The sequence below is a fragment of the Vicinamibacteria bacterium genome (assembly GCA_035570235.1).
Classification (GTDB): Bacteria; Acidobacteriota; Vicinamibacteria; order Fen-336; family Fen-336; genus DATMML01.
Map to the genome: position 1 here is coordinate 37,265 of DATMML010000055.1, position 16,042 is coordinate 53,306.

16 protein-coding genes are annotated in these 16,042 nt (G+C 68.4%); 13 read left to right on the top strand and 3 right to left on the bottom strand.

What is annotated here, in order from left to right; translation table 11 throughout:
• Positions 1-3: 3 nt before the first annotated feature.
• The 5 genes from sufD to VN461_10550 are packed head-to-tail and all read left to right on the top strand — an operon-like array spanning position 4 to position 4,069.
• The gene (gene sufD, locus VN461_10530; GenBank protein HXB55210.1) at positions 4-1,341 is read left to right on the top strand and encodes a Fe-S cluster assembly protein SufD; all 1,338 of its coding nucleotides are present in this window, start codon (positions 4-6) and stop codon (positions 1,339-1,341) included.
• Positions 1,338-2,588, top strand: a complete 1,251-nt coding sequence (locus tag VN461_10535) for a cysteine desulfurase (protein ID HXB55211.1) — start codon at positions 1,338-1,340, stop codon at positions 2,586-2,588. The genes sufD and VN461_10535 overlap by 4 nt, the downstream gene beginning before the upstream one ends.
• Positions 2,585-3,037, top strand: coding sequence for an SUF system NifU family Fe-S cluster assembly protein (locus VN461_10540; GenBank protein HXB55212.1), 453 nt, complete (start codon positions 2,585-2,587; stop codon positions 3,035-3,037). Before VN461_10535 ends, VN461_10540 begins: the two co-directional genes overlap by 4 nt.
• Entirely contained in the window at positions 3,034-3,573 is a 540-nt protein-coding gene (gene sufT, locus VN461_10545) for a putative Fe-S cluster assembly protein SufT (GenBank protein ID HXB55213.1), read from the top strand. Before VN461_10540 ends, sufT begins: the two co-directional genes overlap by 4 nt.
• Positions 3,574-3,589: 16 nt before the next feature.
• Complete coding sequence (locus VN461_10550) at positions 3,590-4,069, top strand: Rrf2 family transcriptional regulator (protein HXB55214.1); 480 nt, start codon at positions 3,590-3,592, stop codon at positions 4,067-4,069.
• 168 nt (positions 4,070-4,237) lie between these two features.
• Here the strand turns inward: VN461_10550 and VN461_10555 are convergent, their stop codons facing one another.
• Both VN461_10555 and VN461_10560 read right to left on the bottom strand, forming a co-directional pair.
• Positions 4,238-5,605 carry an alkaline phosphatase family protein gene (locus tag VN461_10555; protein ID HXB55215.1) on the bottom strand — a complete coding sequence of 456 codons (1,368 nt, stop codon included), beginning with the start codon at positions 5,603-5,605 and terminating at the stop codon, positions 4,238-4,240.
• A 14-nt stretch (positions 5,606-5,619) separates the two neighbouring features.
• Positions 5,620-7,038, bottom strand: a complete 1,419-nt coding sequence (locus tag VN461_10560; protein ID HXB55216.1) for a M20/M25/M40 family metallo-hydrolase — start codon at positions 7,036-7,038, stop codon at positions 5,620-5,622.
• 62 nt (positions 7,039-7,100) lie between these two features.
• Between VN461_10560 and VN461_10565 the strand changes: the two genes are divergently transcribed.
• From VN461_10565 to VN461_10590, 6 genes are all read left to right on the top strand, one after another.
• Positions 7,101-8,129 carry a homoserine dehydrogenase gene (locus VN461_10565; GenBank protein HXB55217.1) on the top strand — a complete coding sequence of 343 codons (1,029 nt, stop codon included), beginning with the start codon at positions 7,101-7,103 and terminating at the stop codon, positions 8,127-8,129.
• A 32-nt stretch (positions 8,130-8,161) separates the two neighbouring features.
• Positions 8,162-8,896, top strand: a complete 735-nt coding sequence (gene modA / locus VN461_10570) for a molybdate ABC transporter substrate-binding protein (protein HXB55218.1) — start codon at positions 8,162-8,164, stop codon at positions 8,894-8,896.
• 1 nt (position 8,897) lies between these two features.
• Positions 8,898-9,578, top strand: a complete 681-nt coding sequence (gene modB / locus VN461_10575; protein HXB55219.1) for a molybdate ABC transporter permease subunit — start codon at positions 8,898-8,900, stop codon at positions 9,576-9,578.
• Positions 9,575-10,636, top strand: a complete 1,062-nt coding sequence (gene modC / locus VN461_10580; GenBank protein ID HXB55220.1) for a molybdenum ABC transporter ATP-binding protein — start codon at positions 9,575-9,577, stop codon at positions 10,634-10,636. Before modB ends, modC begins: the two co-directional genes overlap by 4 nt.
• A gap of 79 nt (positions 10,637-10,715) precedes the next feature.
• Positions 10,716-11,237, top strand: a complete 522-nt coding sequence (locus VN461_10585; protein HXB55221.1) for a DUF2721 domain-containing protein — start codon at positions 10,716-10,718, stop codon at positions 11,235-11,237.
• 221 nt (positions 11,238-11,458) lie between these two features.
• Positions 11,459-12,982 (top strand): alpha/beta hydrolase, encoded by a 1,524-nt coding sequence (locus VN461_10590; GenBank protein HXB55222.1) that lies wholly within the window; start codon positions 11,459-11,461, stop codon positions 12,980-12,982.
• A 129-nt stretch (positions 12,983-13,111) separates the two neighbouring features.
• Here VN461_10590 and VN461_10595 read toward each other — a convergent pair whose 3' ends face one another.
• Positions 13,112-13,891 (bottom strand): shikimate kinase, encoded by a 780-nt coding sequence (locus VN461_10595; protein HXB55223.1) that lies wholly within the window; start codon positions 13,889-13,891, stop codon positions 13,112-13,114.
• 65 nt (positions 13,892-13,956) lie between these two features.
• Here VN461_10595 and boxC point away from each other — a divergent pair, with 65 nt between their 5' ends.
• Complete coding sequence (gene boxC / locus VN461_10600) at positions 13,957-15,606, top strand: 2,3-epoxybenzoyl-CoA dihydrolase (GenBank protein HXB55224.1); 1,650 nt, start codon at positions 13,957-13,959, stop codon at positions 15,604-15,606.
• 71 nt (positions 15,607-15,677) lie between these two features.
• On the top strand, positions 15,678-16,042 hold a 365-nt coding region (locus tag VN461_10605), incomplete at its 3' end, for a benzoyl-CoA 2,3-epoxidase subunit BoxB (GenBank protein HXB55225.1).

Below are 16,042 nucleotides of genomic sequence, written 5' to 3' on the forward strand. Positions count from 1 at the left end.
CCGATGCCGGTGGCCGAGGAAAAGGACGTCTACGCAACGAGCTTCGAGCGGTTCGCGGAGGGCGCGGCCGCTTCCGACGCTCCCTTCCTGCGTTCCCTCCGCCGGGCCGCCATGGCCCGCTTCGCAAAGACGGGCTTTCCCACCACCCGCGACGAGCAGTGGAAGTACACGAACGTGGCCCCCATCACCCGGACCGCGTTCGCCCACGCGCGGGGGTCCGACGGGCTCGCCGTCCCGGAGGGCACCCTGGCCGCTCTCCGGCCGAGCGGCCCCGGCCGGGAGGCCGTGTTCGTGAACGGCCGGTACGCGGCGTCGCTCTCCCGCCCCGGACGTCCCACCCCCGGGGTCGAAGTCCTGAGCCTGGGCGAGGTCCTCCGCTCTCAGCCCGAGCGCGTGGAGCCGTACCTGGCCCGGCTCACGGAGGAGGGGGCGAACGCCTTCGCCGCCCTCAACACCGCTTTTCTGGAGGATGGGGCGGCGGTCTTCCTGTCCCCGGGGGCGGTGGCGGCGGAGCCGATCCACCTCATCTTTCTGTCCACGAGCCCCGGCGTCGCCCGGGTGTCGTATCCCCGCACGCTGATCGTGGCGGGGCCGGGCAGCCGGGCCCGGATCGTGGAGAGCTACGGGGGGCCGGCGGGCGAGGTGTACTTCACGAACGCGGTGACCGAGATCGTGGCCGGGGAGAACGCGGGCATCGACCACTACAAGCTGCAGGAGGAGAGCGAGGGCGCTTTCCACGTGTCGACCCTGGCCGTGCGCCAGGAGCGGGCGAGCCGCTTCTCCAACACCCAGATCGGCCTGGGGGCCGCCCTCTTCCGACAGGACATCGGCACCGTCTTCGGGGGGGAGGGGGGCGAGTGCGTGCTGAACGGCCTCTTCGTGGCCGACCGCGCGCAGCACACCGACACCCACACCCGCATCGACCATGCGGCGCCCCACTGCCTGAGCCGGGAGCTGTACCGGGGCATCCTGGACGGCCGGTCCCGGGGGGTCTTCCACGGCCTCATCTTGGTCCGCAGGGGCGCCCAGAAGACGGACGCCTACCAGACCAACCGGAACCTGCTCCTGTCGCGCGAGGCCTTGGTCAACAGCACCCCCCAGCTCGAGATCCTGGCCGACGACGTGAAGTGCAAGCACGGGTCCACGACGGGCCAGCTCGACCCGGGAGCGCTCTTCTACTTGCGGTCGCGGGGGATCGGGGAGGCCGCGGCCCGCAGCCTCCTGACCTACGCCTTTGCCAGCGAGGTCTTGCAGGGGATCCCGATCGAGAGCCTGCGCGCGGCCGTGGGCCGGCATCTTCCCTCGCCCGGCGAGCTCGAGATCAAGGAGGCAGTGGTATGAGCGCGGCCACTCCGGCCCGGACCAGGCTCTATGACGTCAAGGCCGTGCGCGAGGCCTTCCCCATCCTCCGCACCACCGTTCACGGCAAACCCCTCGTCTACCTCGACAATGCGGCCAGCGCCCAGAAGCCGCGGTCGGTCATCGAGGCGGAGAAGGCTGTCTACGAGAGCTATTACTCGAACGTCCATCGGGGGGTGCACCAGCTCTCCGTGCTGTCCACCGAGGCCTACGAGGCCGCGAGGACCAAGGTCCGCGACTTCCTCCACGCCCGCGAGAGCCGGGAGATCATCTTCCTGCGGGGGACCACGGAAGCGGTGAACCTCGTGGCCCAGACCTACGGGCGAAGCAAGGTGGGGGCGGGGGACGAGGTTCTGATCACCACCCTCGAGCACCACTCCAACATCGTCCCCTGGCAGCTGCTGTGCGAGGAGAAGGGCGCGCGGCTCAGGGTGGCGCCGATCAACGACGCGGGGGAAGTCGATCTCGATGCTTTCGAGAGGCTCCTCTCCCCCCGGACCCGGATGGTGGCCGTGGCCCACGTCTCCAACGCTCTCGGCACCATCAACCCCGTGAAGCAGATGGTGGAGATGGCGCACCGCCGCGGGGCGCCGGTGCTCATCGACGGCGCCCAGGGGGTGCCCCACCTGCGGGTGGACGTGGCCGAGATGGGCTGCGACTTCTACGCCTTCTCCGGGCACAAGGTCTACGGCCCCTCCGGCGCGGGCGTGCTCTACGGGAGGGCCGAGCTCCTGGAGGCCATGCCGCCCTGGCAGGGGGGAGGGGAAATGATCGCCTCCGTCACCTTCGAGAAGACGACCTACAACGTCCTGCCCCACAAGTTCGAGGCGGGGACCCCCAACATCGCGGGGGTGATCGCCCTCGGGGCGGCCATCGACTACGTGACCGACCTGGGCCTGGAGGCCATCGCCGCCCACGAGCACGACCTGCTGGCCTACGGGACGCGCGCTCTCACCGCCATCCCCGGCCTCCGCCTGGTGGGCACGGCCCGGGAGAAGGCGGGCGTCCTCTCCTTCGTCCTGGACGGGATCCACCCCCATGACATCGGGACGGTGCTCGACTACGAGGGCATCGCGGTTCGCACCGGCCACCACTGCGCGCAGCCGGTGATGGAGCGCTTCGGCCTGCCCGCCACCACCCGGGCCTCCCTGGGCTGCTTCAACACGCGCGAGGAGATCGACGCCCTGGTCGGAGGGCTCCACAAGGTCCAGGAGGTCTTTGGCGGATGAACGAGCTCAGGGAGCTGTATCAGGAAGTGATCCTGGACCACAGCAAGCGGCCCCGGAACTTCCGCGAGATGGAGGGCGCGAGCGGAAAGGCGGAGGGCTTCAATCCCCTGTGCGGAGACCAGGCCACCGTCTACGTGCGCCTGGAAGGCGACGTGGTGAAGGACGTGAGCTTCAAGGGGGCGGGCTGCTCCATCTCCACCGCCTCCGCCTCCATGATGACGGAGGCCCTCAAGGGCAAGACCCGGGCCGAGGCGGAAGCTCTCTTCGAGCGCTTCCACGCTCTGATCACGCGCGGCCGGTCGGAGGGCGCCGCCCCTGACCTGGGCAAGCTGGCCGTGTTCTCCGGGGTCGGGGAGTTCCCGGTACGGGTGAAGTGCGCCTCCTTGCCCTGGCACACCGTGAAGGCCGCGCTGCGGGGCGAGGGGCAGGTCTCTACGGAGCAAACATGAAAGAAGCCAGGACGTTGTCGCGCGACATTCAAGTCGCGGCCATTCCCTACGGGGACAAGATTCCCCTCCCCGCGGGAAGCACCGTCTTCGTCACCCAGGCCCTGGGGGGGTCCTACACGGCCATGACCGACAACGGCTACATGGTTCGCATCGAGGGCCAAGACGCGGACGCCATCGGAGAGGCGGTGGTGGCCCCTTCCCCCGCCGCAGACGCGGCCGGGAAGCCGCTGGAGCAGATGGCGTGGGACCAGCTCAAGACCTGCTACGACCCCGAGATCCCCGTAAATATCGTGGACCTGGGGCTGGTCTACCAGTGCGAGGCCAGCACCCTTCCGGAGGGGGACAGCAAGGTGACGGTGCGGTTCACCCTCACCGCTCCCGGCTGCGGGATGGGGGACTACTTGAAGCAGGACGTGAAGGCCAAGCTCCTGGGGATCCCGGGGGTGAAGGAGGCCGACGTGGAGGTGGTGCTGGAGCCGGCCTGGGAGCAGAGCATGATGTCGGAGGCGGCCCGACTCCAACTCGGGCTGATGTGAGGCCGAGGCAGGAACCATGAAACTGAGCTCTCAAGAGGAATACGGACTGCGCTGCCTGTTGCAGCTCGGACGCGAGGGGGAGGGGCGGAGCTTGACCATCGCCGAGATGAGTCAGCGGGAGGGCATCTCTACCCCCAACGTGGCCAAGATCATGCGCATCCTCCGCCGGGGCGGGCTCGTCCTCAGCACGCGCGGAAAGTCGGGGGGCTACACCCTGGCCCGGCCTGCGGCCCAGATCCCGGTGAGCGAGGCCCTGGGGGCCTTGGGCGGGCGCCTCTTCGACTCGCAGTTCTGCGACCGCCACGCAGGGCTTGCCCTGCACTGCGCGAACCTCGGCGACTGCTCGATCCGTCCGGTGCTCCGCCATCTGCAGGAGGCGGTGGACCAGGTCCTGGGCCGGCTCAACCTAAAGAGCCTGCTCGTCACCGAGCAGGAAATGAGCGTCTCCATCGGCCCCCACGCGAAAGCGCTCCCCCTAGCCTCCCGACCTTCCTGATCCTGGAACCCCTGCGCTTTAACAGGTGAATCGTCCGGTCACGTTTTGACACGTGATCGGTCCGCTTTTGCCGTCCCTTCGTTCCGCCTGAAGACGAAGCCGCTCCGGATCTGTGGACCGAAGCCCTGGGAAGGGCGGGCGCATCCGCCTGAGCCGCAGGGTACGCGCTCAGAGGACGAGGGGAGCCCGGGGGGGTTGGGTGAAGTCGAAATCGAAGAGCAGGTCGCCGAGCTGGGGAATCGCCTCGCGGACCTGAGGCCGGGGGTCGGGCCGGCCGTTCGTCTTGGGGTCGATCCGCTGGCCGTTCAGGAACACGTCCTCGATCAGCTTGTTGTAGGCGTCAAACGACAGCGTCTGATGGTCGATGAACCCCTTCTTTGCGTAGGGCCCGATGACGATGCCCGGAACCCGCAGGCCATAGCCGTTCAAGTCCACGCTCGGCGGCACCACGTGGTCGTAGAAGCCTCCCCAGTCGTCCCAGCTCAGGAAGATGGCGGTCGACGACCAGCTCGGTCCCTGCATGATGGCGTTGACGAGGCGGGTAACGTAGGCCTGACCCGCGCTCACGAGGGCGGTCGGGTGCTCGCTGTGGACGCTGGCGGGCATGATCCAGGAGACGGCCGGCAGCGTTCCCTGCTCGGCGGCCGTGAAGAATTCCTCGAGCCGGCGGATGTTGCCGAGCTCGCCGTCCTGCTGGACGGTCGCGAAGCCGGGCAGGGGGTTCCAGATGGAGGGTACCCCGACCCGCAGGTTGACGCAGGTCGCGGGGTTGTCCTCGCAGTCGGGCTGGGCGCCGTCGTCGAGGTAATAGGCCCAGCTGACCCCCTTCTGGTGCAGCAGGTAGGTGATGTCGGTCCACGCGTAGGGAGCCTTGGAGCCGTTGGCGGGAGCGGTGACCGGGTTCTGAAGCTCGTTCCTGCAGCTCATAGGGTCCGCGCTCGCGCACCGGGCCGACCATTCCGAGACCAGGAAGAGGTGCATGGGCAGGCTCCAGGAGGCGTTGGCCTGGAACATGTGGTCCTGCAGGACGAAGTTCTGGGCGTAGGCCCAATAGTTGGGAATTTCGCGCTTGTCGTGGTACCCCATCACGTCGGGAAAGTCTGCGCCCCCTTCTTGGGAGCAGGCGGGGTCGTTGGGGTCGGCGCAATTCTTCCGTCCGCCCACGAATTGGCGGATGAAGCCATCCATCTTGCCCGCGTTCACATCGGCGGCGGCGTCCCGCTCCGCATGCGGCCCTCCGGCGTTCCGGTCATTCGGATCGTGAAAGGGCCTCACACACTGCCCGTTTCGGGGATCCGGCACACACACCGAGGGGACGCCGTCGCTCATGGGGATGCCCTCCGCCCCCGGGAAGGTCCCGAAATAGTGGTCGAACGATCGGTTCTCCTGCATGATGATCACGATGTGGGCGACCTTTTGGCGGGCGAGATCGAGCGGCGAGAGGCGCGGCGGGGTGCTCGATCCGCCGCCGCAGGCGGCGAGAAGCGGAAGCAGGGCGAGGGCGAGCGCCTTTCCGACCGCGGATCGGGCAGTCATGAACCCATTTTACCTCACGGCCCGGTCCCGCCCGCCTTGGGGTCGCGGGGCCGGCGCGGGAGCTTCTGCGGGAGCTGGGCCACCCGGTAGGCGGTGAGGGCCAGCACAACCGCCGCCTGCTCCAGCTCCTCCGGCCTCACCTTGTCGAGGGTGTCGGCCTGGGAGTGGTGGTTCCGGCTGTACTCGTGCTGGACCTGCTCCACGCAAAAGGCCGGGATCCCGGCCGCGTCGAAGGGGATGTGGTCAGTATCGTCCTCCAGGCGCAGGTCCGTGTCCACGACCCCCAGCTCTCGCAAAGGGGACAGGACCTGCCCCATGATCGGCTCCACCTCCCGCCGGCCCTGAAGGGCCACGGCGTCGATGCGCCCGGCGCCGGTGTCCATGACGAAGACGGCGGAATGGTGTTCGAGCTCCCCGCGGTGGGCCTCCAGATAGGCCTTGGACCCGAGCAGGCCCTGCTCCTCCCCCGAGAAGAGCACGAAGCGGATGGTGCGTCGGGGCCGCGCCCGGCTCCGGGCCAGGAGACGGGCGGCCTCGATCACCGCCCCCGCCCCCGCGCCGTTGTCGGTGGCCCCGGTGCCTAGGTCCCAGCTGTCGAGGTGCGCGCCCAGCACCACAAGCTCGTCGGGCTCCTCCCGGCCGACGAGGTCGGCCACGGTGTTGACGCAGGTAGCGGGCGGGCCGAGCCCGCCCTCGAGGCGCAGGCGGACGACCGGACGCTCGGGCGCGAGATGCCGGAGGAGTAGGAACTGTTCGTGGATCAGATACGCTCCGGGCAGGCCGTCCGCTTCGAGGGCTCCGGGCTGCATGTCCATGTTGAAGAGGCCGCCCGGCTTGCCGGAGTCGAGGAGGTAGGCGGCCGCCCCTTCCTCCTTGAGGAACGCAATCTGCTCCCGGAGCCAGGGCTCGCGCGGTTTCTCCGGGGGGTTCGGCTTTCCTTGTATGCGCAGGGGCAGAGCCATCATCAAGGGCTCCAGGTTGGAGACCGGTTCGCCCCAGAGCACGATCGCGTCCTTGAGTTGGCCTCGCATCGCCTCCATCTCCTCCCGGGCGCGGGGGGCAAAGATGCGCACGGGCCCCTCCACCGTGCCCGGGGTGGGCGGCGTCCAACCCACCTGGGCCACCTGGAGGAAGTGCTCCCCGGGGCTCCGCACTTCCGCCCAGGCCGGCCCGCGCCTCCAGGTCTTGGCCAGGGGAAAAGGCTCGGGGCGGACGCTGAGGCCCATATCCCGGAAGCGCCCCTCGGCAAAGCGGTGGGCCCGCAGGAGGGCCTCCGACCCCGTCAGCCGTGGCCCGGTGCGGTCCGCAATCTCCGCGAGCACGGCCATGAGCGGCTCGGTTTCTCCGATGCCGGCCCGAACGGCTCTCTCCACGGCGTCGGCGTGCACGGCGGTGGGAAGCAGCAGGACGGCCACGGCGGCAAGCGCTCGCATTTGGGCTCCTCGGTAGTGGAGTCTATCTAAATGGGGAAGCGTGGGGCTAGAATTCCAGGCCAATGCTCCGAGAGCTGCGCATTGCCCTCCTCGGCTTCGGCAACGTGGGACGGCGCTTCGCGGAGCTGCTCCTCGGGCCCTACGGTCGCGCCCTGCGGAAGCGGGGGGTGCGGGCCCGGGTGACGGGGATCGCGACCCGTCGCCACGGCGTCGTGATCGACCCCAAGGGACTCGCCCTCAAGACGTGCCTCAAGCGGGTCCGGGCCGGCCTTCCCCTAGATGGGCTTGGGAGCGGGCTCGTGACCACCGGGGCCGAGTTCGTGCGGCGGGTTCCTGCGGATGTGCTCGTGGAGGTGACGACGCTCGACCCGCGCCGTGGGCAGCCGGCCATTTCCCACGTGCGGGCCGCGCTCCGCCGCGGCCTTCACGTCGTGACCGCCAACAAGGGACCGGTCGCCTTCGCGTACGCGAGCCTAAAGGCCCAGGCCCGTCGCCGCCGCCGCCTCTTCCTCCACGAGGGCGCGGTGATGGACGGCACCCCCGTCTTCAACCTCGTGGATCGATGCCTGGTGGGCACGCGCATCCTCGGCTTCCGGGGAACCCTCAACAGCACCAGCAACCACGTCCTTTCGCGGCTGGAAGAGGGGGCGACCCGGGAGACGGCCCTCCGCGAAGCGCAGGCCCTCGGCATCGCGGAGGCCGATCCCCGGAACGACCTCGATGGCTGGGACGCGGCCGTCAAGGGATGCGCCCTCGCCAACGCGCTCATGGGCGGGTCCGTCCGCCCCTCCGGAGTCCGCCGCCGCGGGATTCTAGGGCTGGGGGCAGCCGAAGCGAGGCGAGCCCTCCGCGCGGGGAGGCGGCTGCGGCTTGTGGTGCGGGGGACGCGCGAGGGGCGGAGGGTGCGGGTCTCCGTGGGACCGGAACGCATCCCCCTTGGGGACCCGCTCTCCCTGCCGGGCTCGGACGCCGCTCTCGTCCTCACCACCGACCTCATGGGCGAGATCGGAGTCTTCGAGCGGGGGGCCTTCTTGGACCAGACGGCCTACGCCCTGCTCTCCGACCTGATGACGGTGGCGGCGTCCCTATGATGAGGGGCGGGAGAGGCCAGCCGGCGCAGGCAGTGGTCCTCGTCGCTCTGCTCTTGGCCTTCGCCTCCCCCCTGCGGGCAGAAGAGGTCGTGGTCTTCGCGGCGGCCAGCCTCACCGACGTCTTGGAGGAGATCGGCCACGATTTTGAAGGCGCATCCTCTCACCATGTCGTCTTCGCCTTTGGGTCCTCCGGCGACCTCGCCCGCCAAATCTGGATGGGGGCCCGCGCCGACGTCTTCTTCTCCGCCGACCTCAAGCGGATGGACGAGTTGGAGAGGGCCGGGCTCGTGCGCGCCGGCGACCGCGTGAACGTCCTCTCGAACGTCCTCGTGGTCGTGGTCCCGGCCTCCTCCACGAGCTCCCTCCGCACTCCCAAAGACCTCCTTCGCCTTCCGCGGATGGCGGTCGCCGATCCCGAGGTGGTGCCCGCGGGCTTCTACGCCCGGAGTTACTTCGAAAAGATCGGTCTTTGGGCGGCCCTCCGGCCCAAAGTGGTGCCCAGCCTCGACGTGCGTGCGGCGTTGGCCGCGGTCGCTTCCGGGAGCATTCCTGCCGGGGTGGTGTACCGGACCGACGCCCGCGGGGTGAATGCCGTCCGCGTGGCCTTCGAGGTGCCGCCGGAGGAGGGTCCGGCCATCGTCTATCCGCTCGCACCCCTGGCCGCCTCGGCCAAACTCGCCACCCGCGAGTTCGTCCGCTTTCTCCTGCTTCCGAGCACCCGGGCCATATACGAGAAGCACGGCTTTCTGGTCCTGGCCAGGAAGTGAGGTGCTGACCGCGGATGAGCTCGGGGTCGTGCTCTTCACCGTCAAGGTGGCGGCGTTGGGGACGACGCTCATCCTTCCTTTGGGGGTGGCCGTGGCCCTGGGCCTGGCCCGCTACCAGGGAGCGGGCAAGAGCGCGCTCGAGACCGTCCTCTCCTTGCCTCTGGTGCTCCCTCCCACCGCGGTCGGGCTCTTCCTCCTCCAGACCCTGGGCCGCCGCTCGCCCCTCGGTTCCTTCCTCGCCGCCCACGGAATCGAGGTGCTCTTCACCGGGAAGGCGGTGATCCTGGCCACGACCGTCATGTCCTTCCCGCTCCTAGTGCGCTCGGCCCGCACCGGTTTCGAGGAAGTGGACCCCCGCCTCGTCGGTCTCGCGCGCACGCTGGGCTGCGGTCCTGTCGCCGCCTTCTTCCGGGTCACCCTCCCCCTCGCCTGGCGGGGGGTCTTGACGGGGACGGTGCTCGCCTTCTCCCGGGCCCTGGGCGAGTTCGGGGCAACCATTATGATCGCGGGCAATATACCCGGCCGCACCCAGACCCTCGCCCTCGCGATCTTTCAGTACAACCAAACCGGACGCGACGAGCGGGCGCTTATCCTGGCGGGGGCCACGGTGGCCCTGGCCTTCGCCGCCCTTTGGACCACGGAATGGGTCACGCGCCGGCGCGCGCGTCGAGGCCAGGCGTGATCGACCTCGCGCTCGAGCTCCCGCTCTCTCGCTTCACGCTCCGGGTAGAGACGCGGCTCGGGGAGGGAGCGACGGTCGTGATGGGGCCGTCGGGGTCGGGCAAGACCTCGCTGCTCGAGGCCCTGGCCGGGCTGCGCCGGAAGGCTCGGGGGCGGATCCTGGCCGATGGCCAGGTCTTGCTGGACACCGAAAACGGCACCTGCCGCCCGCCCGAGGCGCGGCGAATCGGCTACGTGCCCCAGGACGCGGGTCTCTTCCCCCACCTCACCGCCCTCGGCAACGTGCGCTTCGGCGCCCGCGGCGACCCCAGCTTGGTGGAGGGCGCGGTGGACACCCTCGAGATTGGAGGCCTGAAGGACCGCTACCCGGTCTCCCTCTCCGGGGGGGAGAAGCAGCGCGTGGCCCTGGCCCGCGCCCTCGCCACCAGGCCGCGGCTCCTCCTCCTCGACGAGCCCCTGGCCGCGCTCGACGTGGGCCTGCGCGAGCGCATCCTGCCCTACCTGCTGCGCATCCGGGATGAGTGGAAGGTGCCCTGCCTCTACGTCACCCACAACGTGGGCGAGGCCCTGGCTCTGGCCGGCCAGCTCCTGCTGCTGCGGGAGGGGCGGGTGGAGGCGCAAGGGGAGCCCCTCGCCCTTCTGTCCTCGCCCGGCCTCTCGCGGGAGGCGGAGACCGGCATCGAGAACCTTCTCCCCGCACGCGTCCTTTCCCACGACATCGAAGCGGGCGTGACGCGGGTGCGGGTGGAAGAGGGCCCGGAGGTCTCGGTAACCCTGTCCCCGGGGCGGCCCGTCGGAAGCGCGGTCACGGTGGCCCTGCGGGCCGAAGACGTCCTGGTCTCGGTGGAGCCCGTCCGCGGCCTCTCCGCGCGCAACGTCTACGAGGCGCGCATCGCCTCCTTGGAGCGCACAGGGGCGGACGTGACCCTGCGCTGCACGCTCCGCGACGGCGGTGTCCTGCTGGCCCGGATCACCCCCGCCGCCGCCACCGCCCTCCGCCTGGCCCCCGACCGCCCGGTGTGGCTGGCCGTGAAGAGCCACTCCATACAGATGTTGTGAGGGCACCGCGGCCCTCAGGGCGGCGGAGGGCCGATGGCGCGGCCCTCTTTCGGGGTTCCGCCTCGTGATAGGGTGAGCCATGCCGGACGCGGGCCAGAACCTCCTCGCCGCGATGATCACGCCCGCCGTGCTCATCTCCGCGTGCGGGACCCTGATCTTCTCGACCTCCACGCGCCTGGCCCGAAACGTGGATCGGGTGCGGGTCCTGACCGCGCACATGGAGCAGCTCTTCTCGGGAATGATCAAGGACTTCCCCGAGGAGCACCGGCGCGAGTTGGAGGTGCAGCTTGGCTACTACGCGCGGCGCAGCCAGATCATCCAGGGGTCTCTGACCAGCCTTTACGTGTCCCTGGGCATCTTCGTGGCCGCCTCCGTCACCGCTGCCCTCACCACACTGGTTTCCCGCCTGACGTGGCTGCCCGGGCTCCTGGGGGTGGCGGGGACGCTCGCGCTTTTCGTGGGGGCCATGCTCCTCATCCGGGAGACCGGGCTCGCCCTGCGCGCGGTCAACTCCGAGATGGAGTTCGCGCTGCGGCTTGGCCGGCTGTACCAGGAGCGGCACGTGGCGAGTCCCCCCGACGCGGGTGGGAAGGGGCCCTGATCGTCTCCGAACCGCGCGTTTGGCGCGGAGCGACGCGGACCAAAGCCTCCGCTGAACCTCCCCTCGATTTGGTCGACACCCTTGGATGAGGCGAAGATGGCTCGAGGAGTCCGCACCTACGGTCGAGTACGAAGCCGAGGTGGAACGTCTCGTCCGGGACGGAGAGAAGACGATCGGCGAGGTACCTCGCGATCTGGATCTAACGAGAAGGCGGTCCGACCATGACCTGTCGAGACCTTTCGGGTGTTGAGGCAGAGAGACTTCCGCTATTGTGGGCGATCTTCGCGTTGATGATCGTGTTTCAGTTTCCTATTCTTGCCGTGGCCCAGGAGCGAAACTCTCAGGCAACTACTTCTAGCCCGCGGTTGGAACCAGGCCCCTGCGTGCTGACGTTTGCAAAAGATGAGCGTGTCGATTGCTTTACTCTGGTGGTTCCGGAAAACCATGAGCATCCGACGGGCGCCAACGTACGGCTCCCGCTAGTGATCTTCCGCAGTCGCAGTGCGACCCCGCAACCGGATCCCATTGTGTTCACGGCCGGCGGGCCTGGCGCAAGCTCTTTGGGCGGATTTGCGTCGGGCAAGTCTATCAAGCTGCTCGCTTGGCGGGACTTCATCGTTTTCGAACAACGAGGAACTCGATACGCCGAACCGACGCTCCTGTGCTCGGAAGTCGACGAGGAGCATCAAAGGGCATATTTGGAAGGATATGCCGTGAGCGAGGCGAGACGCCGAGAACTCGAGGCCGCCAAGAGGTGCCACGATCGGTTGATTTCTAAAGGGATTGACCTCTCCAGGTACAACACCAGAGAAATCGCGGCGGACCTGGTCGATTTACGCAAAGCTCTGAAGCTGTCATCGTGGAACTTGTACGGGCTCTCTTACAGCACGTGGGTCATGATGGACGTAATGCGAGCGGATCCTGGTGCCGTTCGTAGCGTTCTTCTCGAATCCGTTGAGCCACCGGACGTCCCTTATGACGAGATGGGCAATGCGAACCTGGAGCGCGCCCTAAACGTGGTTTTCGACGCCTGCGCCGTTGATTTCGAGTGCGAGCGGTCGTACCCGGACCTTCGCGCCAGCTTCGACAAGGTCTTGAGCGCCTTGTATCGTGACCCCATCCCAATGCGGATCAAGACCAAAGATGGCATTGTCCATAGCCGCCCTTTTGGCGGAAGAAACGTCGTAGAGACTGTTTATTCGGCACTCAACGATATTTCTCAAATTCCGAAAATTCCTCGAGTCATTTTTCGAGCCGCCCAGGGTGATTTCACTGACTTGCTCGCCATGGCCCAAGATGGTTTGTCGCCGGATGACCTTAGCTGGGGGATGCGTTATTCCGTATGGTGTGCCGACGGATTGCCGCTCGCAAAGAGAGCAATCGTCGATTTCCAGACGCATGTTGCGTTTCCGCAGTTCGGAGACCTTGATTCAGCGGCATTCAGTCCCGGGATCTGCGATGTGTGGAATGTGCCCGCGTCAGACTCATCCGAGTGGCAAGCCTTAAGGAGTGATATTCCCACCCTGATCTTTGCCGGAGAATTTGATCCGAATACCCCGCCGGCATGGGGTCGAAGGGCCCTCCGGACGCTCAAGAATGGCTACCTATACGAGTTTGCCGGTTACAGCCATACCCCGAGCCGGTCCTCTTGTGCGCGAGAGATGACCGCCGATTTCTTCAACGACCCATCCAAGGCTCCCGACACTCGCTGTTTTGCTCAGATCAAGGAAAGGCCCTTCGAATAAGAGAGTCGGGGCCGAGGGGCCTCCTGACTCCATCGCGTGGCGTTCGCTCGGCAGTTAAGAGCGAAAGGGAGCATACAATCGACGGAAGCCCGACACTGGCCAGACAATCAACCAGTCCACGGGGTAGGTTCACTCGCGGCCATCAACCACGAGGGTCGCGATCGCTTGCGTGGCCCGTTCGATGCCGAGCCGGGACGTGTCCACCGTGTGGTCGGCCCGCGCGTAGAGGGGCTCGCGCGAAGCGAGGAGGCGGCGCAGCTCCGCCATGGCCTCGGGGTGCTCCGCCAGGGGGCGCCGGTCGCCCTGTTGCACCACGCGATTCCAGTGGTCCTCGGGCTGCGCGCGCAGCCAGACGGTGAGGGCGCGGCGGCGGAGCAGGGCGTACGTCTCGGGCTCGGTCACGAGCCCCCCCCCGGCAGCCAGGATCACGGGCTCGCGTTCCGCCTCCGCGAGCACCCGCTCCAGGGTCTCGCGCTCCAGCCGGCGGTAGTAGGCCTCGCCATGGAGTCGGAAGATCTCGCCGAGGGAGAGCCCGGCCGCGCGCTCCACCCTCCGGTCCAGCTCCACGAAAGGCAAATGCAGGCGCCGGGCCAAGCGCCGGCCGATCGTGGTCTTGCCCGCCCCCCGCAGTCCGAGGAGGGCGACCGCGGGAAGGTCGGCCTCTCCGTCCGGGCCGGAGAGGAGGGCGGCGGGGGTAGTACCCAGGGCCTGGGCCAGGCCGGCCAGTTTCCGCACCGAGATGTTGCCCTGCCCCGACTCCACCTGCACCAGGAAGCGGGGAGAGAGCCCGGCCCGCGCGGAGAGCTCGCGCAGAGTCCATCCCCGATCCCCACGCAGGGCGCGCGCGCGCCGTCCCAGCCCGGAAAGGAGCCGTTCGGGGTCCATGTGCCAGTGCACTATAATACTCATATGATTCGACAGTCAAGCAGTATAGTGCTTGACAGCCGGGCGGAGATTGGATAGGTTGCAGGGTTATGGAGCCTGTCGGCGCCGAGAAGCTCGCCCCCGTTCGCTTCGAGACCCACCCCTCCCGCTACCTGCACTGGCGGCTGGAGATCGAGGCTCCCCTGGCCCGCCTGATCATGGACATCCAGGAGGACAAGCCTCTCCGGCCGGGCTATCCCCTCAAGACCAATAGCTATGACCTGGGGGTGGACCTCGAGCTGGCCGATGCCATCCAGCGCCTTCGGTTCGAGCACCCCGAGGTGCGCGCGCTCGTCGTCTCCAGCGGCAAGGACCGCATCTTCTGTTCGGGAGCCAATATCTACATGCTGGGCTCCTCCAGCCACAGCTTCAAGGTGAACTTCTGCAAGTTCACCAACGAGACCCGCCTCAACCTGGAGGACGCCTCCCTCCATTCGGGGCTCAAGTCCCTGGCCGCGGTCAACGGCGCCTGCGCGGGGGGCGGCTACGAGCTGGCCCTGGCCTGCGACGAGATCCTGCTCGTGGACGACGCCTCCTCCGCGGTGAGCCTGCCCGAGGTGTCTCTGCTGGCCGTGCTCCCGGGCACGGGGGGCCTCACCCGGGTGGTGGACAAGCGCAAGGTGCGTCGAGACCTGGCGGACGCGTTCTCCAGCCTGGGCGAGGGCGTCAAGGGGAAGCGGGCCGTTTTGTGGGGGCTGGTGGACGAGGCCGTGCCGATCTCCCGTTTTCCGGCCCGCGTCTCGGAGAGGGCTCTGGCCCTGGCCGCGCTGACTCCGCCCCGGTCCGGCCCTGGGGTGGAGCTCAAGCCCCTGGCCCCCCGCTACCGCGAGGACGGCACGGACTACGAGTACGTCACGGTCCAACTGGACGCGGAGGCCCGCGTCGCCCACCTCACCGTCCGCGGCCCGGAGGACGGGGGGCCCCAGACCGCGGTCGACCTCCGGAAACGGGGCAGCGACCTCTGGGCCCTGCGCGCGTTCCGGGAGCTGGACGATGCGCTCCTGGACTTGCGCTTCAACCGGCCGGAGATCGGCGTGGTCCTGCTCCAGACGCGGGGGGAAGCGGCGTCCGTCCTGGCCGCGGACCAGGCCCTCTTTGAGAACCGCGGGGACTCTTTCGTGAACGAGGTCCTGCACCACATGAAGCGGGTCTTGAAGCGCCTGGACCTGACGGCCCGGAGCCTCTTCGCCATCATCGACTCCGGCTCCTGCTTCGCGGGATCGCTCTTCGAGCTGGCCCTGGCCGCCGACCGCTCCTATATGCTGGCGGGCGCAGAAGGGGACCCCACTCTCGCGCTCTCCAACCTCAACCGGGGAGCCCTCCCCATGTCGAACGGCCTCTCGCGCCTGGACACGCGGTTCCTGGGAGGCCAGCACCCCGACCTCGCGCCCGGCCGTTCCTACGACGCGGAGGCGGCCCGGGAGGCGGGCCTGGTGACCTTCGCCCCCGACGAGATCGACTGGGAGGACGAGGTCCGCCTGGCCGTCGAAGAGCGGGCCAGCCTCTCTCCCGACGCCTGCACGGGGATGGAGGCCAACCTCCGCTTTGCGGGGCCGGAGACCATGGAGACCAAGATCTTCGGGCGGCTCTCGGCCTGGCAGAACTGGATCTTCCAGCGTCCGAACGCGGTGGGGGAGCGCGGCGCCCTCACCCTCTACGGCAAGCCCGAGCGGGCGCGCTTCAACTGGACGCGGACCTGAGGCCATGAGGGAAACGCGCGCTCTTGGTGAGCGACTCCTGGGGCCGTCCCGGGTGCGGAGGTAGGGAAGCCATGTCAACCGTCGACCTGACGGCGAGGATCCCCAACAACGTCGATCTGGCCGAGGACAAGCGCCTCCTGCGGGCCCTCGAGCAGTGGCAGCCCAACTACCTGGACTGGTGGATGCAGATGGGGCCCACCGACTTCCAGACCCGGGACATCTACTTGAGGACCGCGATCAGCGTGGACGCCGAGGGCTGGGCCCACTTCGACTACGTCAAGATGCCCGACTATCGCTGGGGGATCTTCCTGGCCGAGCCCGTGGCCGACCGCCGGATCGGCTTCGGGGACGCGATGGGGCAGCCCTCTTGGTCGGTCGTCCCCGGCGAGCATCGCAACGTGCTCCGGCGCCTGATCGTGACCCAGGGCGACACCGA

What these genes read in the sequence shown, in the direction of transcription:
- VN461_10595 (HXB55223.1), bottom strand. Translation starts at nt 13,891, where the DNA reads ATGAGTATTATAGTGCACTGGCACATGGACCCCGAACGGCTCCTTTCC.
- boxC (HXB55224.1), top strand. Translation starts at nt 13,957, where the DNA reads ATGGAGCCTGTCGGCGCCGAGAAGCTCGCCCCCGTTCGCTTCGAGACC.
- VN461_10585 (HXB55221.1), top strand. Translation starts at nt 10,716, where the DNA reads ATGCCGGACGCGGGCCAGAACCTCCTCGCCGCGATGATCACGCCCGCC.
- VN461_10540 (HXB55212.1), top strand. Translation starts at nt 2,585, where the DNA reads ATGAACGAGCTCAGGGAGCTGTATCAGGAAGTGATCCTGGACCACAGC.
- VN461_10555 (HXB55215.1), bottom strand. Translation starts at nt 5,605, where the DNA reads ATGACTGCCCGATCCGCGGTCGGAAAGGCGCTCGCCCTCGCCCTGCTT.
- VN461_10550 (HXB55214.1), top strand. Translation starts at nt 3,590, where the DNA reads ATGAAACTGAGCTCTCAAGAGGAATACGGACTGCGCTGCCTGTTGCAG.
- VN461_10560 (HXB55216.1), bottom strand. Translation starts at nt 7,038, where the DNA reads ATGCGAGCGCTTGCCGCCGTGGCCGTCCTGCTGCTTCCCACCGCCGTG.
- sufD (HXB55210.1), top strand. Translation starts at nt 4, where the DNA reads ATGCCGGTGGCCGAGGAAAAGGACGTCTACGCAACGAGCTTCGAGCGG.
- VN461_10590 (HXB55222.1), top strand. Translation starts at nt 11,459, where the DNA reads ATGACCTGTCGAGACCTTTCGGGTGTTGAGGCAGAGAGACTTCCGCTA.
- VN461_10535 (HXB55211.1), top strand. Translation starts at nt 1,338, where the DNA reads ATGAGCGCGGCCACTCCGGCCCGGACCAGGCTCTATGACGTCAAGGCC.
- sufT (HXB55213.1), top strand. Translation starts at nt 3,034, where the DNA reads ATGAAAGAAGCCAGGACGTTGTCGCGCGACATTCAAGTCGCGGCCATT.
- VN461_10565 (HXB55217.1), top strand. Translation starts at nt 7,101, where the DNA reads ATGCTCCGAGAGCTGCGCATTGCCCTCCTCGGCTTCGGCAACGTGGGA.